The following is a 16552-nucleotide window of genomic DNA, read 5'->3' as shown; positions in this document are numbered from 1 at the left end:
AGCGCTCCTTCTTATTAATACTTTTATTACAAGACTATTCTAATAAAATGATTAGCAATAAAAAGCATATCCATCTCTATGTTGATTTTTCGGAAACGCATATAAAACATTGTGAATATAGTAGTGGTGGCCTTATGATTCATTTACTAAAAATTGGAAGGATTTTTATATTAAGATTTTGAATTTTATTAATATACTAAATATAGGAGGGTTATGTATGATGAAAAATTTTTCGAAGGCAGCGTTAGCCGGATTGTTCTCCTTCTTTTTTTTAGCCGTACCTTTGACTCCTGAATTTTCTTACGCAGCAGACTCAGGTGAAGACGAGCAATTACTGAAAATGGAGAGTCTCACAAACTACGAAGAAATGTCTGATTTACTGGAGGATGCAGATCAGCAATCACCGCATGTTACGGTCGAGACGATCGGCGAATCTGTGAAGGGACGGGAGCTTTCCCTGGTAACATTGAGTGAGGACGGCCACATTGATTCGGATAATCCAACAGTTTTATTTTTAACTCAACAGCATGGCAATGAATCCTTGGTAACGGAGTCAGCTCTGGATATCATTGAGCAGTTCTCCGCTGGCAGCAAACACAAAACGAAATTACTCGAGGACGTAAATATTCTCATCGTTCCGCGGTTAAACCTGGACGGAGCAGAGGGGGATGTGGATTGGGATGCATCTAATTTGTACCGCGGGGGTCTGCAGACGAGAAATAACGCGGATGGCATTAATTTAAATCGGACCCATAATTCATTATCACAGCCGGAAACAAGGGCGCTGCATGAGAATGTCCTGCAAGAATATGACATCGATTATGCTATTGATTTTCACCATCAAATTGCGAACCGTGCCACAGAGGATGGGGAAATTGTAACTAGTGCCCTGCTTTACCCTACCAATGATAATATCTCAGAAGAGGTACTTGATAACTCCAAAAAAATTGGAGCCGTCGTTTACGACAGTATTGAGCCTAAAGATTACAGCAATATCGCACGCTACCACAGCGAGAGCACTCTTACTTCAATGGCGAGGAACAATCTGGCTGTGAATTATGACATTCCGACATTGCTTTTTGAAAACAGAGGACTCTCTGACTCGCCCAACAAACTAGGTATTTTAGAGCACCAGTACAGTGATGACTTGATTGATCAAGCTGAAGCAGCGATGATGGGAACAATTAAAGCATTAGCGGACAATTCGATAGAAACAGCAGATACGAGTATGTGGGACACACTCCCAGAACAGCATACCGTGGAAGAGTAACTGTTAAATAGCGCCATAGCTAAAGAATGAAGAAGACACTTTGGGATGTGGAGTTTGTTGTAATTATTCGTTTACACGAAAATAGATCAGCGTGAACTTTAGAAAGTTTATTCTAATAAAATAAAAAAATAAGGCTTACGCCATTTGAATCTGGCGGCAAGCCTTAATTATTTTTATCAGGGGAAAGTTTTCACCTCGTATTTCGCTTAATGCTTTCTGCGTGGCTGACCAGTGAATATCAATGCCAGGAATAGACCAACGCCGGACAAGACGAAAGGTATCAATGAGGCGACAGCTATGAAGGATTCTTGCGTAGCAAATCCTGAGGTAGCTGAAGCGAGTCCTGCGAAAAGAAGCAGACCGATCGATACTGCGTAAAGGAGCGCCCGTACTTTATTCATCCCAAATTTCTTCTGCGTTTCTCTTGTTAAAGCCGAATACGTAAGAAATGCTCCCCCGAAGACAACAAAAATCGTTGATCCTGCTACAGACTCTAATGGATTTCCCATCGCATATAATAGAAGAGAAACGAGTATACCAAACAAAATCAGCAGCGTGCCTACTACAATGCCCGCCGTAGAAATACGGTTAGCCATGGAAGTATAAATGGTTTGTTTTGTTTTATCGCGCCCGATTTCTCTCATTTCCTCCACAAGTCCGCTTAAATCTCCCATCGACACAGTTGCCTCTTTAAACGCCTGCTCCTCCTCCATGCCCTGGGACTTATAGTCCGCGATTTTTTCTTTAAGGTTCGTATGAAGCTCTTCTTTTAAATCAAACAGCTGCTGGCTTTCGCCTACCTCTGCAAAAAGCTTATTAATATAGTTATCTATCTTTCGATCAAGCTTGCTGTTACTATTTATCATCTGATATCTCTCCTTTGATTAAGTCATCCAAAATGTCCTTCGCAAATAACCAATCCTCTCTGTTCTGCTCATAGAGCATCTGCCCCTCCTCAGTAATCCGGTAATATTTCCGTCTTCCCCCCTGGGATTCATCTCCCCAATAGGAAAGGATATGTCCATCTTTTTCCAGACGCCGGAACGCGGTATAGAGCGTGGCTTCTTTTAATTCATATTGATGATTACTTAATTCAGTAATCGTTTTATATATTTGATAACCGTAGCTGTCTCCCTGCCTCAAAATATTTAATATGATCGTGACGGTATTGCCTCGTATTAAATCGGTCGATATTCTTCCGCTCACAATACTTCACCTCCTGATATATAATTTATAACATATTACTGTGTATGTCAATGTAATATGTTATAAATAGTATTATATATGTGAAATTACAGGAACCAGATCTTAAAAAGCTTTATAATCCAAACGTGAGCCAGGTTTTCTGCGTGAGAATTTGTATTGTGGTCATTCCTGTTCAGAATGATGCATAGAGTATAACGGAGAAATACGTTTATTTAATATGTTGCTGGGGAGTGGTTAAATGACGGGCAGAGTTCTGCACTATTTTGCCGGAGATCATACAGCCAAAGGCTTTTATCCGTTATATGCTTCGAATTTTCACGGGCTGGAACGGGTATTTGTGCTAAAGGGGCCGTCAAGTACGGTGAAATCAAATTTGTTGAAGAAGATCGCAGCAGAATGGCATAACAAAGGTTATGATGTTGAACAAATTCATTGCTCAGCAGACCATGAAGCTCTTGATGGGGTGATCATTCCTCAGTTAAGCATTGGGTTATATGACGGCTCTTCCCATTCGTTTGTATGTAATGCATCAACTGAAAAAGCCGTAAATACCTATGAAGGAATTAACGAAGAACTGCTGAAGGAAAAAATAGAGACGCTCGTAGCTTACAAGGACGGAATTAAAGCCGCATATAAAAATTCACATGAAGCATTTAAAACAGGCCTGCATGTTCATGATGAACTTGAAAAAATCTATATAAACGAAATGAACTTTGACAAAGCTGATCAAACCGCAGATGAGCTGATTAAAAAAATTTTTAAAAAGAGAAAGCCGTCCGGGAAGAAAGGTTTCACAAAGCATCGGTTTTTCGGTGCTTCCACTCCATCCGGTGTCGTAGATTTTATCCCCAACCTCACGGAAAATTTGAACAAGCGATATTTTATTAAAGGGAGAGCCGGGACGGGAAAATCAACACTTTTAAAGAAGGTTGCTGCTGAAGCAGAGGAAAGAGGTTACATTGTTGAGCTGTACCATTGCGGCTTTGACCCGGAAAGTATTGATATGGTAATTGTCAGAGAGTTAGGAGTTTGTGTATTTGACAGTACGGATCCTCATGAATATTTTCCCGATCAGGAAAGTGACGAAATTGTAGACCTTTATAAACAGGTGGTGACGCCGGGAACTGATGAAAAATATGCGGAGGCGATACAGGAGCACACAGCAGGCTACAAAACGTGGATGAAAAAAGGAGCTGCATATTTAAAAGAAGCCAGTCAGATCAATGAAAAGCTTGAAAATATGTACGCTGAAGCAATGGACCCTGCCGTTACTGTAAATATTTATAAAATGCTGACACTGCAGTTAGAGAAGCAGGCCAGCACGTAAAATTCTGGGACAGTAAATGAAGAATGCCCTCACTTTTGGGTGAGTTTTCTATAAGAGAGGTTATATAAAGAGGTTGATCTTCCCTGCGCAAACTCACTTGCACTTTAGAAAGATTACCTTTATTGATTAAAGGATAAGAAAATTCGTAAAGCATCATAATAAACGCTTCCGGCTATCATTTTTGATAAACGGAAGCGTAGTTTAATCTCAGAGACGGTTCAGTCTCAGTCACTTTTTTGCCTTAAAATCAAGCGGTATAGATATTGTGGCTCGGCAATTCCAGCATAGTAAGCTTTCCGCCGTAAGCTGCTCCGGTGTCAATATCGATCTGGTCTTCATCATATGTGATTTCCCGGACAGGAGTATGGCCATGGATAATGGTTTTGCCAAGTCCGACTTTTTCGGAGTGCCGAATCCAAAGCATCGTTCTCTCCTCCTGCTCGTCTAGAGGAACATTAGGCATCAGACCACCGTGCACAAAAATGTAATCTTCTGTTTCATAATAAAGCTGCAGGTTGTTCTCGAGCCATTTACGGTGCGCTTCAAGCTTTTCCATGTCTTCTCCATAGGATTCAATTGTCGTGGTTGCTCCATTCATTTCCCAGAGCTCTTTCATTTCCTGCTCGTATTTTGAACGGATGAAAAGGTCATCATGGTTTCCTTTGATGGCAATCGCTCCGTCTTTTTCTACCAGCTCCATTACTTTATCGATCACTTCCTTGGAATGAGGGCCGCGGTCGATATAATCACCAAGTAATATTAGCTGGTCCTGCCCAGGATCATATGAGGCCTTTTGTAATACTTCCTCTAATTTGCTCATTTCTCCGTGGATATCTGAAACAGCGAGGTACCGCATTTTCTGTCCTCCACCTTATAAGATTTTTACAACTACTAATTGGAAAGCCAAAACAATCTATTTAAAAAATTACTTGCAGTATTTCGATCTCGACCTAAATATATTGAAGGTTGAAGTTATAGGCTGGTAATTTATAAATTAGAAACAAACAGGACCTGAAATACATCAGAAGAGGACATTAATTTCAGGTAACATGTCGTCACTAGCCTTTTTTGGATAGTGCCTTTTCAGCCATCCATCTTATAAATTCTTTTTCTTTTGTATTTAGGCTTCGTTTTACACTCTTTTGAAATTCTTTCTGAAGTTGTTGATATAATTTATCTTCTTCATCCATCCTCTCACCCACCTTTTCAACACATTGTAACATTTATCCATTTAAATTTGTTGCACAGCGAATATTTGTTCTAAAATGTGACGGATTACCCAAAATATTTTTTGCAATAATCGTATTACAATAAGTTTGCTTTTACGATAAAAATCAAAGCGATTTCCAGAGTTTTTTTCATTCGGAGATATTTCACATGTAGAAATTAGGAACTTCTGCCATTAATGTGGGGAGATATGTATATAAGTTTTCAAGCAGTCCCAGCAGGATATTTATCGTTTATGTAAAATTTGTAGGTAGGACATAAAAGAAGTCCGAAAAATCAGAAGAAAGGTGGTCGTTATTCATGACCCGCGATAACTCCTTACAACAAATGGCCGAAGGAATTTCCAAATCGGTATTGAATGCATCTGATAAGGACTTGGAAGGTTTTCAGAAAATCATTAATCAAACATTGAAGGTGAGAGAAGGGCATAAAGATCTGCAGCGCATGGTTCACAATTATTCTAACTTCAGCAATAATCCGAACACTGGAATTCAGCGTACGTCGTAAAGAGTGAATAAAAAATCTGCAGGAATCTCAAAAGTGATAATAGACGTTTTCATATTTTCGGAGCCCGGGATCAATATCCAGGACTCCGTTTATTTTTGCAAACATGAAGGTTAGACGATACTGCGTTCCCAGTGACGGTGGGCGGCCACTGCCCTGGTGAACTTTTCGGCAAAATCATCCATATCATCACTGACGATGACACCAGGACTGTTTTCCAGCTCATTTTCTTTAATCCAGCGCTTGCCTTCGTGGGTAGCCCCTATTGGCTTGAAGTGCTGAAACGCTTCGTTAATAAAGTATTCAGCATCATGGTTGAATTTTTTATCCGTACCATTGCCGCCGACTGCATAAAGAGCATCAAAAATGACGGATTCGCCGGTCAGAAAAGTGTGGTCGACTGCCAGTTCGGTGCCGGTCGTTCCTTTCAGCCTGCCAAGCTTATCACTGATGACCTCGAGAATTATGCCTTCTTTTTTCAATAGTGCCAGAGTTTTTGTGACTTCCTCCCCGTTAAAGTTATCTGAGATAATGACACCGACTTTTCTCGTTTCCGCAGTATGCTTCGTGTTTTCCTGACTGAGTGCTGGAGAGGCTTTTGTAACTTCAGAACCTCCGCCTTCCGGCTCCTTCACACCAATAGCATTTGCCACATCGACAGCAAGCTCTCTGCTGACATTTGCAAACATGTCAACAACCTGCTGCTGGATTGATTCACTGCCTAATTTGCCGAGCTCGAAGCTGAATGCTTCCTTAAGATGTTCTTTTTCAGGATCACTCATGCTGTTCCAAAACATCGTCGCCTGAGAAAAATGATCCTTAAAGCTTTCACTGCGGGCCCGGACCTTATGGGCATCGATTTTTTCAGCGTAATGCGTGTAGCCTCCTTCTGCTTCGCTTGCAGGTTCCGGGGTGTTGGAGGCAATTGAGTTTTTATGATAGCTCACCGGTCCTTTGTTGATTGTCTGACGTCCGTAGCCGTCGCGCTGGTTATTATGAAATGGACAGACGGGACGGTTGATTGGGAGCTCATGGAAATTCGGGCCGCCTAAGCGGATCAGCTGAGTATCGGTATAAGAAAACAGCCGTCCCTGCAGAAGCGGATCGTTCGAAAAGTCAATCCCCGGTACAACGCTGCCCGGATGGAACGCCACCTGTTCTGTTTCTGCAAACACGTTGTCCACATTGCGGTTCAGTGTCATTTTACCAACAAGCTGAACAGGCACGTCTTCTTCCGGCCACAGCTTCGTCGGATCCAGTATGTCAAAATCAAAGCTGAATTCATCTTCTTCCTTAATCACTTGAATGCCGAGCTCGTACTCTGGATATTCGCCGTTTTCAATGGATTCCCAGAGATCACGGCGGTGAAAGTCAGCGTCCTTTCCAGACAGTTTTTGAGCTTCATCCCAAACGAGGGAGTGCGTTCCAAGCACTGGCTTCCAGTGAAATTTTACGAAATGGGATTTTCCTTCCTCGTTAACTAAACGGAAGGTGTGAACTCCAAAGCCTTCCATCATCCGAAAGCTTCTCGGAATGGCCCGGTCGGACATGGCCCACATTATCATGTGTGCCGATTCCTGATTGTTTGCAACAAAATCCCAGAATGTATCGTGGGCAGATGCTGCCTGCGGCATTTCATTATGCGGCTCCGGCTTTACCGAGTGCACGAAATCTGGAAATTTAACTGCATCCTGAATGAAAAATACCGGTATGTTGTTTCCCACTAAATCATAGTTACCTTCATCTGTGTAAAATTTCGTCGCAAAGCCGCGGGCATCCCGGACCGTTTCAGAGGAACCGCGCGAGCCTGCCACGGTTGAAAACCGTACAAATACCGGCGTCTTTTTTGACGTGTCATTTAAGAAGTCCGCTTTTGTATACTTTTTCAATGATTCATATAGCTGAAACTCACCGTGTGCTGCGAAGCCGCGCGCGTGTACGATCCGTTCCGGAATCCGTTCATGGTCGAAATGAGTCATCTTCTCCCGAAAATGAAAATCCTCCATTAATGTAGGGCCGCGCTCGCCTGCTTTTAAGGAGAACTCATCTTCGGCAACCTTGAGTCCCTGATTGGTCGTCAGCTTTTTGCCTTCATCATTCACCCGGTACTGCTCGAGCTGTTCATCTTTTTTATTTTTATTATGATTCTCACCCACATTTATACCTCCTCAAAATATGACTCTCAACTTTTTTCCCATTATCTGGCGACATAAAACGATATAATAATTGAAAACTAGTATTATTTCTTCATAATGCCCGGGGACGACCACAATAAAAATCAAGTATTGACATTCCACTTTATAAAGAGTAATCTCATCTCATTAAACTTACATTACTGCGGAAGAAGATGACTGAAATGGTGCAGAGGCTTAAGACCACAAGCTTTAAACCGTGGATGATCGACATGAGTCCGCCTCAGTTTCTTGCGTTGACATTTGCGCTTGTTATTGTTGCTGGGACCTTTTTATTGAAAACTCCTGCTGCTGCGACAGTTCATATTTCCTGGATTGATGCTCTTTTCACAGCGGCTTCCGCCACAACGGTGACTGGTTTGGTCGTGGTCGATACAGGGACCGTGTTTACGGTTTTCGGCCAGGTTGTTATCCTCGTTCTTATCCAAATCGGCGGTCTTGGATTAATGACCTTTGCGGTATTGATTTTTCTTCTGTTTGGAAAACGAATTGGACTGAAGCAGAGACTGCTGATTCAAGAAGCTCTCAATGCGACGTCTATTGGCGGTTTAATCCGGCTTATCAGACTGCTTGCCCTATTTTCCTTGACCGTCGAAACAGTGGCTGCCGTGATTCTCGCGCTGCGCTGGGTTCCTGATTACGGATGGCAGTTCGGTTTGTACACGAGTGTCTTTCATTCTATTTCAGCGTTCAATAATGCTGGGTTTTCCCTGTGGGAGGATGGACTGACCCGATATGTCGGCGATCCTGCCGTAAATATAATTATCACCTTCAGCTTCATTATCGGAGGTATCGGATTTACCGTCATCGCTGATGTCCTTCACAAAAGACAATTTAAGACATTGTCGCTTCATTCAAAAATGATGATTGTCGGAACGCTCGTTGTGAATTCATTCGTGATGTTGGTATTCTTTTTCCTGGAATTTTCGAACCCTGCAACACTTGGTCCACTTCCACTCGATGAAAAGATATGGGCTTCCTATTTTCAGGCGGTCACCCCGCGGACGGCGGGTTTTAATTCCATCGATATTGGCAGCATGCGGACGGATTCTTTAATGATGACACTTCTTTTAATGTTTATCGGAGCAGGAAGCGGCTCTACCGGGAGCGGGATTAAGCTGACCACCTTTTTGATTATGATTGTTGCGTGTATTGCCTTTCTTAAGGGCGAAGAAGAACCGGTGGTGTTCGGACGCGCGATCCGCCATCTCATTATTCTTAGAGCGCTGTCGATCATTGTAATGAGCTCCACGTTTATATTTATTTGTGTGTTTGTCCTTGTCATCACAGAAAGAAGCGCGCCTTTTATCATGATATTATTTGAGGCTTTTTCTGCCTTCGGAACCGTCGGCCTCTCGATGGGCCTGACGCCGGAATTATCAGCAGTCGGCAAGCAGATTATTATTATCATGATGTTTATAGGGCGCGTCGGGCCACTGACACTTGCCTTTACCATTGCGAAGCCAAAGAAACCATCTGTCCGCTATCCCACCGATGATATTTTTACGGGGTAAGAAAAATGCGCTTGACATCGCACGATTGTTTTTATAAGGTTAAAACAGATATTGAAAAGGAGGCGAACCTTTAGGCCAATGAAGTAATAACCCATCAAACCAGCCGGGAAACTTAATTATTTCGGATGATCTGGAGATGGGATACGTACGCACTTTTTGGCTATAAGGTCTGCCCTGCGGAAAATTTTATTTACGCCTGCCTGCGGCACATTTATATCCTTTTGTCTACGTTACGACTCTCTCCTGATCGATGGAGGGGGTCTTTTTTTACTCCCCTCCGAATGAAGCCTAAAGGAGGAATGAGAATGCTGTTACTTGAAATGACAAGAATAGAAGCATCGGCAGAATTACGGAAGTTGTTTTCAATATCGCATCTTCAGGTGTATCATGGCGAACGAATCGGACTTGTCGGCGATAACGGTACGGGCAAATCAACTCTGTTGAAGATGATCGCAGGGGAAACAAAACTTGAGGCATCTCAGCGTCAATTGTATGGCACACTCGCCTATATTGCTCAGCTGGAAAATGATTTTGGTGGTGATGAAATAGGAGTCCTCCAAAAGCAGTGGGCCGTTCCGGCGCATACTGAAAAAAGCGGAGGAGAAGAATCACGTGCAAAAATAGCAGCGGCGCTCAGTCGTGATCCCGACTTACTGATTGCTGATGAACCGACGAGCCATCTTGATATGAACGGTATTGAAAAGCTTGAAGAAAGCCTGCGTGCTTTTCGAGGCGCACTGATTATCGTTTCGCATGATGAAACCTTTTTAAATAAGGTGTGCAGCAACATCTGGCTGCTTGAAAATGGAGAGCTTAAGGAATATGAAGGAAATTACGATGCTTTTATGCGCCAGCATCGAATGGAAACGGAACAAAAGCAGGAAGAATATGATAAATACCAAAAAGAAAAGCAGCGCATTGAAAATGCGGCTCTAGAACGTCATGAACGCTCTCAAAAGATGAATAAAGCCCCGTCCCGTATGGGAAACTCAGAAGCACGCCTTCATAAAGGCGGAATCCGAAACCGAGCTGGAAAAATGTCAGCCATCGCGAAAACAATGGAGAATCGACTCAACAAGCTGGAGAAAAAAGTTAAACCACGCGAGCGGGAAACGATTGATTTCCCTGAGCATGCACATCAAAAGCTTTATGGTAAACGGGCTCTGGCATTTGAAAATCTTCAGCTTCAGGCTGGTCGACGCACCCTTTTCCCTGCTTTTTCAAGTGTCATTCCACCAGGAGCGAAAGTCGGCGTGATCGGCCCAAATGGCGCTGGTAAATCCACGCTTTTAACAGCAGTGTATGAAAAAAAGCCCGGCGTTTCCCTTTCTCAAAAAGCGGATATTGGTTATTTCCACCAAAAACTAAAGCTGCTTGATAAGGAAGCTACCATTCTGGAGCAGGCTTCAGAGAAGAGCCTTCATGATGAAACGTTTATCAGGACAGTGCTCGCAAATATTGGATTTAAGCAAGAGTCAGTCCATCGCCGGATAAAAGAGACGAGCGGAGGAGAGCGTGGAAAAATTGCTATCGCCTCCCTGCTGCTTGCCAGACATAATGTGCTGCTGCTCGATGAACCGACCAACTATCTTGATCTGCGGGCAAGGCATGCCCTTCAAGCTATGATCACAGCCTACCCTGGTACAATCTTATTTGCTACACATGACCGGGCCTTTCTTGATAAGACCACCGATCATATCCTATCGATTGGACAGGAAAAGGTTGAGCTGTTCCGGGGCACTTTTTCCGAATTTCGCAACCGAAAAAAACAACCAACTGATGCGATGCAGACCGGAAAAACCGATCGCCTGGTACTCGACATGCAGCGCACGGCTCTCGAAGGCCGGATTGCCGCTTCTCAGAACGCAGAGGAAAAAGCACTACTGGAGCAGGAACTGCTTGAGATAATGAAAAAGCTATAGTCAACTCATTACGTTAATCATCTTAAAAATAAATCAATAAATCTTACAAAAATTTTATAATAGACCCAAATTTATCCACATGCATGGGAAAGTATAGAACGAGCATCAAAAATACACGAATCGCATAGACGCTTTCCTGAGCCTTCTGCTAGGATGTTTTTAGCTGATCGCATCAGCTTCAATTCATCTTATCTGAGTGGAGGGAGAAATGTATGAACAAGAAACTGCTTTTAACGACTGCGTCCGCAATGATGGCCTTTGGTGTACTTACCGCATGTGGCGGCGGGGAAAATGAAGAAGAGGCACCATCCGGTGAAGAAGCTCCAACGGAAGAAGAGGCTCCTGCTGAAGATGATATGAATGAAGAAGAAGAGCCGGCTGATGATGAGTCCGACATGCAAGATGGTATGGAAGAGGAAGAAACGGAAGAAGACAGCACGGATATGGAAGAAGAATCAGAAGAGGAAGAATCTTAATAGCTGTCGAACAGCTGCAGACAAACCAAATAAATAATACCTCTTTTTTAACATTAGTAACGTAAAAAAACGCCGGTCTCTCTTTTTATGTAAGGGGGCCGGCGTCTGACTTTTTCGTACCAAAGACCTCGTGCCCTCCAGCTTTCTTGATGCGATTTCGTGTTCTTCTGCCTCAAAAAAAACAGAGCCGTCCAGTTGGGAACGACTCCTCTTTTCAAGCTTCGAATTAGAAACCAAATCCGAAACCATTTCCGTTATAACCATTATTATTATAGAACCAGGCTGCCCCGGCAATAAGAAGCAGAACGAACAACACGACTATCAGGGCAAAGCCTTCGCCTCCGCCGTAGCCTCCACCACCCATGCGATCACGCCCCTTTCATAAAATTACTCTTTCTCCACATCCTATGTACTTATTTATTTCTTGAATAGGTATGTGCAGGGGGATGAGCTTAATTTCCTTTAAATTGAACATACGTATCCACATCTGTGTCGCAAAATGACTGCTTTAATTACGAGCTGGATGTTTTCACGCTGGACCGCGGCCGGTCGCTTTCGTTCAATGATTTCATAGAAGAAATAATTAAAAACATCGGTCTTCGCCGTTCATCCATCATTCCTGAATCCCCGGCGAGCAGCACAGGGGATGGCTCCGGCTCCTCAAGGGCTTCGATGGTGAAGCCACACTTCACTATTGCACTATTACAAACTAACCTTTCTATTTCTTTTCGCAATCCCTTTTAAAAAAACAGCCTGGCTCCTGGGCCAGGCTGTTTTTTTAAATTTATCTGACTGTGCTAGGTTCGGGCTTTCCTTCTTCCTCCCCAGAATCAGAAGGCCGGATCCAAAATACGCTCATTAATGCAGCTATAATAGTGGTGCCGGCAAGCGTAATATATATAAGACCTGCATTTTCTTTCATTAGCACAGCAATCAATGGCGGGCCGGCAGCTACTCCGACAAATCGCATCGAGCTGTATAGAGAGGTAACAAAACCACGCTCCTCTTTTTCGATCCCTTCGGTAATCAGAGCATCCAGACATGGCAGTGCAAGTCCGATACCGGTGCCGGCAATGGCAAGGAGACCAATAAAAAGCAGCAGGCTCAGTTCTACTTTTATAAAAAAAAGAGAAACAGAAGCAGCTAATGTGCCTGCTGCGATACAGTATTTCATTCGCTGCTTGTCTTTACCGATGATTTTACCGCTCACAAATGAGGCAATGCATAAAAATAGCAGTGGTACCGCGAGCACCAGACCTTTTTGGTAGCCGTCAATATTATATTTTTCTTCCAGTACAGAGGAAAAATGAAACAAAAAGCCAAAGAGCACAAACATTAAAATACCGCCGATGGTAAATACAACCATAAGCCAGCGCCCGTTATCGTGAAAGGTTTTCTTTAATTGATCCTTAAAATGATGAAATGTATTTTTCGTCTTTTCTTTAGCCTCTTGTTTAGGAACTTTCACTAAAAACATCACGAGAAAAGCAGATAAAAAAGACAAAATAGGAATGGCCACGAATGGCACATACCAAATAATAACAGCGAGCAGTGCTCCAACGATCGGGCTCAGTACTTTGCCGAGCGTATTGGCTGTCTCGATGATTCCAAGACCCTGGCTGACCTGCTCCTCTTGTTTGAACATGTCACCGACGGTCGGCAGAACAACTGGAAAAGCACCGGATGCTCCGGCTCCCTGCAGAAATCTGCCGATGAGAATGACTGTATAGGGGTTTTTCATCTGCCAGGCTGCGTAGGCGGCAAGCGCACCACCTATTCCGACCAGTATTAAGCTTGGGATGATAACTTTTTTCCGGCCTATCCGGTCAGATAAATAGCCGGAAAAAGGAATGAGCAGAATAGCAATAAATGAATACACCGAGATAATCAGGCTCGATTGAAAGGGAGTAATGTTAATTTCCCTTTCAATCAGCGGAAGTATTGGAATCAGCATCGAATTTCCAAGAGTCATCATTAGCGGAATCGACGCCAGCGCAAGTAGGTCCCATCGTTTTTCTTTCATGTGTTCCTCCGATATGCTATCTTCTCTTTTTCATTGCACGTTTATCTGCTTCCTCGGAGCGTTCTCTCGCTTTTCTATCGTTTTCATCCGCGAGCTCCTCAGAATATTCAACATCTTCGTTCGTTGCGATATTTTCCTTGTGAACGACCTTGTTTTTATTTTCCTTTTTCATTACTTTTTCCTCCTTTCTGCTTTCTGAATATAGACGTAGTATTCGTCTGAAAATGTTTTATTATCCATCTTTGATTTGCCACATACTAAGACCTCAAAGCAGCGTATGACCTCTCAATGAAAAGCCTGGCGGTCATTAGCGGCCGGTTCTCCGGACACCTCCTTTTCCGCGGTGTACTCCACACAGTATGGATTTTCGACATTGCCGGACATGAGTTCCATTATCGGCCGAAAAGTAAGCAAAATCCCCCTCCATTCAGGCAAATAGCGCATCTCATGTCCGCCAGTCCATAGAATCTTGGAAAATTTTATAAAATAATGGATTTCCTGTCCATATGCTGTTCCTGTAATAGAGTAACTTGGTTTTTCTCCGGGCCACACAGCGAACGCCTTAGTTTTGTAATCTTCTTAAAGTAGAACGAAAAAAACGACCAATGGCTGGTCGTTTCTAAACCTCTACTACTTATTGAGCTGGCTGTTCCTGCCCGTCGGCTGCTGGTTTCTCAAGTTTTCCCATTTTCATTAAGACGGCGATAATCGCATTATACACTCCGTGCGCAATGATCGGAGCCCATAAGGTCCCTGTCCACAAAAACAGGAGGCCGAGAACTACTCCCATAAAAAACACGATAAAATGGATAAGCAGACTACCTTTATATTGCGGAATATGAAGTGCCATAAAAATGAGCGCGACTAAAAACAACGCTGGCACTTCTCCAATATATAAAGCAAGCACCCCAAGCAGGGCGGCTCGAAAAAGCACCTCTTCTGCTACACTTGCGCCGACTGCTATCGTCATAATGCCGAATTTTTTATGCAATAAATCTTTAATGATGCGGGTGTAGTCGTTATCGGGAAGCTGCAGCTCCGTCATCTTGTAGACGGCGATGGTAAAGGATGCAAAAAGCCCTCCTATTATCAGTCCTGTACTGGCAAAAAGCACAAAGTTATCAATGCTCCACACGTCCAGCAGGTGCTCAATGCGTCCTTCGTTGTAAAACATCAAAATGATGAGGATACCGACTAGGACAAATAAGCCAAAGCTCTTCCAGACAGCCTGAAGCGTGACATCCTCTTCAGGAAGAGATCGTTGTTTTTCCATAGGCAGATATTCTCCAGACATTCAATATTAATTTCTCCAGAAATAGACCTGATAGCGGATGATATCAGCCATGATGTAGCCGAACTCAGACCAGTTTCTCACAAAAAAGGATTCGTCGTTTTTTTCTTCTTTGGAATCTTGCTGCGGTGCAGCAGATTGTTTTTCCTCCGGTTTAACATCTTCGGAGAGCTCAAGCTGCAGCTCATAAATATGCTCTGAGCTCTCAACATCCACCACTGCCATATTGCCGTCATCTTCAATCTCAAACGACGTTTCGGCTCCCGGTTTCTTTAAATAGGTGAAGTCTTCCGGAATGATAAATTCCGTTCCATCTGGAGAAAGAATAGTTTGCTCTTCCCCTGTTTGCTGTTTTTCAAACTCATCAAAGCCAAAATTAAGAAGATCTTGTGTATCCTCATAAGCCTGGGCATTACTGCCTGCTTTCATAACGACCGCGATCAGTTCGCGGCCGTCTCTGTCCGCAGTTGTAACGAGAGTAAAGCCGGCCTGGCTCACATAACCATTCTTAACTCCCGTTGCCCCTTCATAGTCCCATAATAGCTGATGGTGATTGCGCAGAGTCGTTTCCCAGCCCGCACCTTCCCAGTCTAGTTCTTTCGTGGCGACAATTTCGCGGAAGGCTTCATTTTCCATCGCATATCGTGTAATACGAGCCATGTCCTCAGCCGTCGTATAATGATCTTCCCCATAAAGACCATGAGGATTCGTAAAGTTTGTGTTTTCGATCCCTGTTTCTTCCTCTAAGTAGCGGGTCATCTCTGCAGAAAATTCTTCTTCCGATCCATATATGTGTTCGGCAATAGCTGTCCCCGCATCATTGCCTGAATTGATAAGCATTCCTTGAATAAGCTGCTCGAGCTGCATTTCTTCTTCCTCGAGAAGGTACACCGTCGATCCTTCCACATTGGCAGCTTCTTCACTGATTTTTACACTGTCCTCAAGTTTACCTTGCTCCAGCGCCAGGATTCCAGATGCAATCTTCGTAATGGAAGCCGGGCTCATCTGTCTCGAGGCATCCTTCCCATATAATATCTGTCCTGTCTCAGCATCCATTAACACAGCTGTTTCACTATAAAGGGAAGGGGCTTGTTCCGAATCCGCGGCACTTGCAGTGAATGGGATGAGTGTTATGGAAGTGATAAGTAAAATTGGCAGTATAAGAATTAAAGTAGTACGTGGAAATTGTGCCAAACCGGAGATCCTCCCTGTCGATTTATGTCTAACCATGTCTATAATACAGAAGATATATTTCAAAATACTTATGTATATGTTGCAATTCTCTAACAATTTTACATGAAATCAAATTATTAGGGCAATGGTAATTTCGAATAGTGTCGATTATTGTCAAGGATAGTCTGTCTAGGTCTTTCCTCAGTACTTATTTCTCATATTTGGCCTGACGAAGCCTGCAACGGAATTCATAGAAACTTCAGAAAATGTCCGGGAGCAACTACGGGTTCTGCGGACACTGTGGACCTCTGTCAAGAAAGTGGACACCCTTTAACAGAATAGGAATGATGCGATGGTGACAGCTACAGATCATTCTTCCCTATGTTTCAATCGTAGATGATCTCGCAGAAGCGTCAAGCCCAGCCCG

At 43.3% G+C, this 16552-nt stretch carries 18 protein-coding genes; 6 read left to right on the top strand and 12 right to left on the bottom strand.

Features of this window, described 5'->3' with window-relative positions; translation table 11 throughout:
- Window positions 1-217: 217 nt before the first annotated feature.
- Window positions 218-1270, top strand: a complete 1053-nt coding sequence (locus tag ACE4RR_RS16410) for a M14 family zinc carboxypeptidase (protein WP_375536522.1) — start codon at window positions 218-220, stop codon at window positions 1268-1270.
- Window positions 1271-1476: 206 nt separating this feature from the next.
- On the opposite strand, the gene ACE4RR_RS16405 is transcribed toward ACE4RR_RS16410, so the two are convergent.
- On the bottom strand, window positions 1477-2136 hold the full coding sequence (locus ACE4RR_RS16405) for a permease prefix domain 1-containing protein (protein WP_375536521.1): 660 nt from the start codon (window positions 2134-2136) through the stop codon (window positions 1477-1479).
- Window positions 2126-2476 (bottom strand): PadR family transcriptional regulator, encoded by a 351-nt coding sequence (locus tag ACE4RR_RS16400; RefSeq protein WP_375536520.1) that lies wholly within the window; start codon window positions 2474-2476, stop codon window positions 2126-2128. Before ACE4RR_RS16400 ends, ACE4RR_RS16405 begins: the two co-directional genes overlap by 11 nt.
- A 238-nt stretch (window positions 2477-2714) precedes the next feature.
- Here ACE4RR_RS16400 and ACE4RR_RS16395 point away from each other — a divergent pair, with 238 nt between their 5' ends.
- Complete coding sequence (locus ACE4RR_RS16395; protein ID WP_375536519.1) at window positions 2715-3803, top strand: PRK06851 family protein; 1089 nt, start codon at window positions 2715-2717, stop codon at window positions 3801-3803.
- Window positions 3804-4050: 247 nt separating this feature from the next.
- Here ACE4RR_RS16395 and ACE4RR_RS16390 read toward each other — a convergent pair whose 3' ends face one another.
- Together ACE4RR_RS16390 and ACE4RR_RS16385 are read right to left on the bottom strand one after the other, a co-directional pair.
- Window positions 4051-4659 carry a metallophosphoesterase family protein gene (locus tag ACE4RR_RS16390; RefSeq protein ID WP_375536518.1) on the bottom strand — a complete coding sequence of 203 codons (609 nt, stop codon included), beginning with the start codon at window positions 4657-4659 and terminating at the stop codon, window positions 4051-4053.
- A 202-nt stretch (window positions 4660-4861) separates the two neighbouring features.
- Window positions 4862-4993 carry a hypothetical protein gene (locus ACE4RR_RS16385; RefSeq protein WP_375536517.1) on the bottom strand — a complete coding sequence of 44 codons (132 nt, stop codon included), beginning with the start codon at window positions 4991-4993 and terminating at the stop codon, window positions 4862-4864.
- A gap of 337 nt (window positions 4994-5330) precedes the next feature.
- On the opposite strand from ACE4RR_RS16385, the gene ACE4RR_RS16380 reads away from it, so the two are divergent.
- Window positions 5331-5537: a hypothetical protein gene (locus ACE4RR_RS16380; RefSeq protein ID WP_375536516.1), complete on the top strand. Its 207-nt coding sequence runs from the start codon at window positions 5331-5333 to the stop codon at window positions 5535-5537.
- Between the two features lie 110 nt (window positions 5538-5647).
- On the opposite strand, the gene ACE4RR_RS16375 is transcribed toward ACE4RR_RS16380, so the two are convergent.
- Window positions 5648-7690 carry a catalase gene (locus ACE4RR_RS16375; protein WP_375536515.1) on the bottom strand — a complete coding sequence of 681 codons (2043 nt, stop codon included), beginning with the start codon at window positions 7688-7690 and terminating at the stop codon, window positions 5648-5650.
- A gap of 200 nt (window positions 7691-7890) precedes the next feature.
- On the opposite strand from ACE4RR_RS16375, the gene ACE4RR_RS16370 reads away from it, so the two are divergent.
- From ACE4RR_RS16370 to ACE4RR_RS16360, 3 genes are all read left to right on the top strand, one after another.
- Window positions 7891-9240 carry a TrkH family potassium uptake protein gene (locus ACE4RR_RS16370; RefSeq protein WP_375536514.1) on the top strand — a complete coding sequence of 450 codons (1350 nt, stop codon included), beginning with the start codon at window positions 7891-7893 and terminating at the stop codon, window positions 9238-9240.
- Between the two features lie 305 nt (window positions 9241-9545).
- Entirely contained in the window at window positions 9546-11162 is a 1617-nt protein-coding gene (gene abc-f / locus ACE4RR_RS16365) for a ribosomal protection-like ABC-F family protein (protein WP_375536513.1), read from the top strand.
- A 212-nt stretch (window positions 11163-11374) separates the two neighbouring features.
- Window positions 11375-11638: a hypothetical protein gene (locus ACE4RR_RS16360; RefSeq protein WP_375536512.1), complete on the top strand. Its 264-nt coding sequence runs from the start codon at window positions 11375-11377 to the stop codon at window positions 11636-11638.
- A gap of 226 nt (window positions 11639-11864) precedes the next feature.
- Here ACE4RR_RS16360 and ACE4RR_RS16355 read toward each other — a convergent pair whose 3' ends face one another.
- The 7 genes from ACE4RR_RS16355 to ACE4RR_RS16325 form a co-directional block, all read right to left on the bottom strand.
- A complete protein-coding gene (locus ACE4RR_RS16355; RefSeq protein ID WP_375536511.1) occupies window positions 11865-12002 on the bottom strand; it encodes a YjcZ family sporulation protein in 138 nt (45 codons plus the stop codon).
- Window positions 12003-12150: 148 nt separating this feature from the next.
- Window positions 12151-12279: a hypothetical protein gene (locus tag ACE4RR_RS16350; RefSeq protein WP_375536510.1), complete on the bottom strand. Its 129-nt coding sequence runs from the start codon at window positions 12277-12279 to the stop codon at window positions 12151-12153.
- 143 nt (window positions 12280-12422) lie between these two features.
- Window positions 12423-13661: a bacillibactin exporter BcbE gene (gene bcbE / locus ACE4RR_RS16345; RefSeq protein WP_375536509.1), complete on the bottom strand. Its 1239-nt coding sequence runs from the start codon at window positions 13659-13661 to the stop codon at window positions 12423-12425.
- Window positions 13662-13677: 16 nt separating this feature from the next.
- Window positions 13678-13833 (bottom strand): YfhD family protein, encoded by a 156-nt coding sequence (locus ACE4RR_RS16340; protein ID WP_375536508.1) that lies wholly within the window; start codon window positions 13831-13833, stop codon window positions 13678-13680.
- Between the two features lie 113 nt (window positions 13834-13946).
- The gene (locus ACE4RR_RS16335) at window positions 13947-14075 is read right to left on the bottom strand and encodes a hypothetical protein (protein ID WP_375536507.1); all 129 of its coding nucleotides are present in this window, start codon (window positions 14073-14075) and stop codon (window positions 13947-13949) included.
- A gap of 220 nt (window positions 14076-14295) precedes the next feature.
- On the bottom strand, window positions 14296-14934 hold the full coding sequence (locus tag ACE4RR_RS16330) for a CPBP family intramembrane glutamic endopeptidase (protein WP_375536506.1): 639 nt from the start codon (window positions 14932-14934) through the stop codon (window positions 14296-14298).
- A gap of 27 nt (window positions 14935-14961) precedes the next feature.
- Complete coding sequence (locus tag ACE4RR_RS16325; RefSeq protein WP_375536505.1) at window positions 14962-16146, bottom strand: D-alanyl-D-alanine carboxypeptidase family protein; 1185 nt, start codon at window positions 16144-16146, stop codon at window positions 14962-14964.
- Window positions 16147-16552 lie beyond the last annotated feature (406 nt).

This window comes from Alteribacillus sp. HJP-4 (assembly GCF_042139015.1).
Lineage (GTDB): Bacteria > Bacillota > Bacilli > Bacillales > Marinococcaceae > JBHIKY01.
The sequence above is the reverse complement of the archived record's forward strand: the minus strand, read 5'-3'. Positions and strand labels throughout refer to the sequence as shown.

Bases quoted from the DNA above. Each gene is read 5' to 3' on its own strand.
- ACE4RR_RS16410 (WP_375536522.1), top strand. From the start codon at position 218: ATGATGAAAAATTTTTCGAAGGCAGCGTTAGCCGGATTGTTCTCCTTC.
- ACE4RR_RS16405 (WP_375536521.1), bottom strand. From the start codon at position 2,136: ATGATAAATAGTAACAGCAAGCTTGATCGAAAGATAGATAACTATATT.
- ACE4RR_RS16395 (WP_375536519.1), top strand. From the start codon at position 2,715: ATGACGGGCAGAGTTCTGCACTATTTTGCCGGAGATCATACAGCCAAA.
- ACE4RR_RS16390 (WP_375536518.1), bottom strand. From the start codon at position 4,659: ATGCGGTACCTCGCTGTTTCAGATATCCACGGAGAAATGAGCAAATTA.
- ACE4RR_RS16385 (WP_375536517.1), bottom strand. From the start codon at position 4,993: ATGGATGAAGAAGATAAATTATATCAACAACTTCAGAAAGAATTTCAA.
- ACE4RR_RS16380 (WP_375536516.1), top strand. From the start codon at position 5,331: ATGACCCGCGATAACTCCTTACAACAAATGGCCGAAGGAATTTCCAAA.
- ACE4RR_RS16370 (WP_375536514.1), top strand. From the start codon at position 7,891: ATGGTGCAGAGGCTTAAGACCACAAGCTTTAAACCGTGGATGATCGAC.
- abc-f (WP_375536513.1), top strand. From the start codon at position 9,546: ATGCTGTTACTTGAAATGACAAGAATAGAAGCATCGGCAGAATTACGG.
- ACE4RR_RS16360 (WP_375536512.1), top strand. From the start codon at position 11,375: ATGAACAAGAAACTGCTTTTAACGACTGCGTCCGCAATGATGGCCTTT.
- ACE4RR_RS16355 (WP_375536511.1), bottom strand. From the start codon at position 12,002: ATGGGTGGTGGAGGCTACGGCGGAGGCGAAGGCTTTGCCCTGATAGTC.
- bcbE (WP_375536509.1), bottom strand. From the start codon at position 13,661: ATGAAAGAAAAACGATGGGACCTACTTGCGCTGGCGTCGATTCCGCTA.
- ACE4RR_RS16340 (WP_375536508.1), bottom strand. From the start codon at position 13,833: ATGAAAAAGGAAAATAAAAACAAGGTCGTTCACAAGGAAAATATCGCA.
- ACE4RR_RS16330 (WP_375536506.1), bottom strand. From the start codon at position 14,934: ATGGAAAAACAACGATCTCTTCCTGAAGAGGATGTCACGCTTCAGGCT.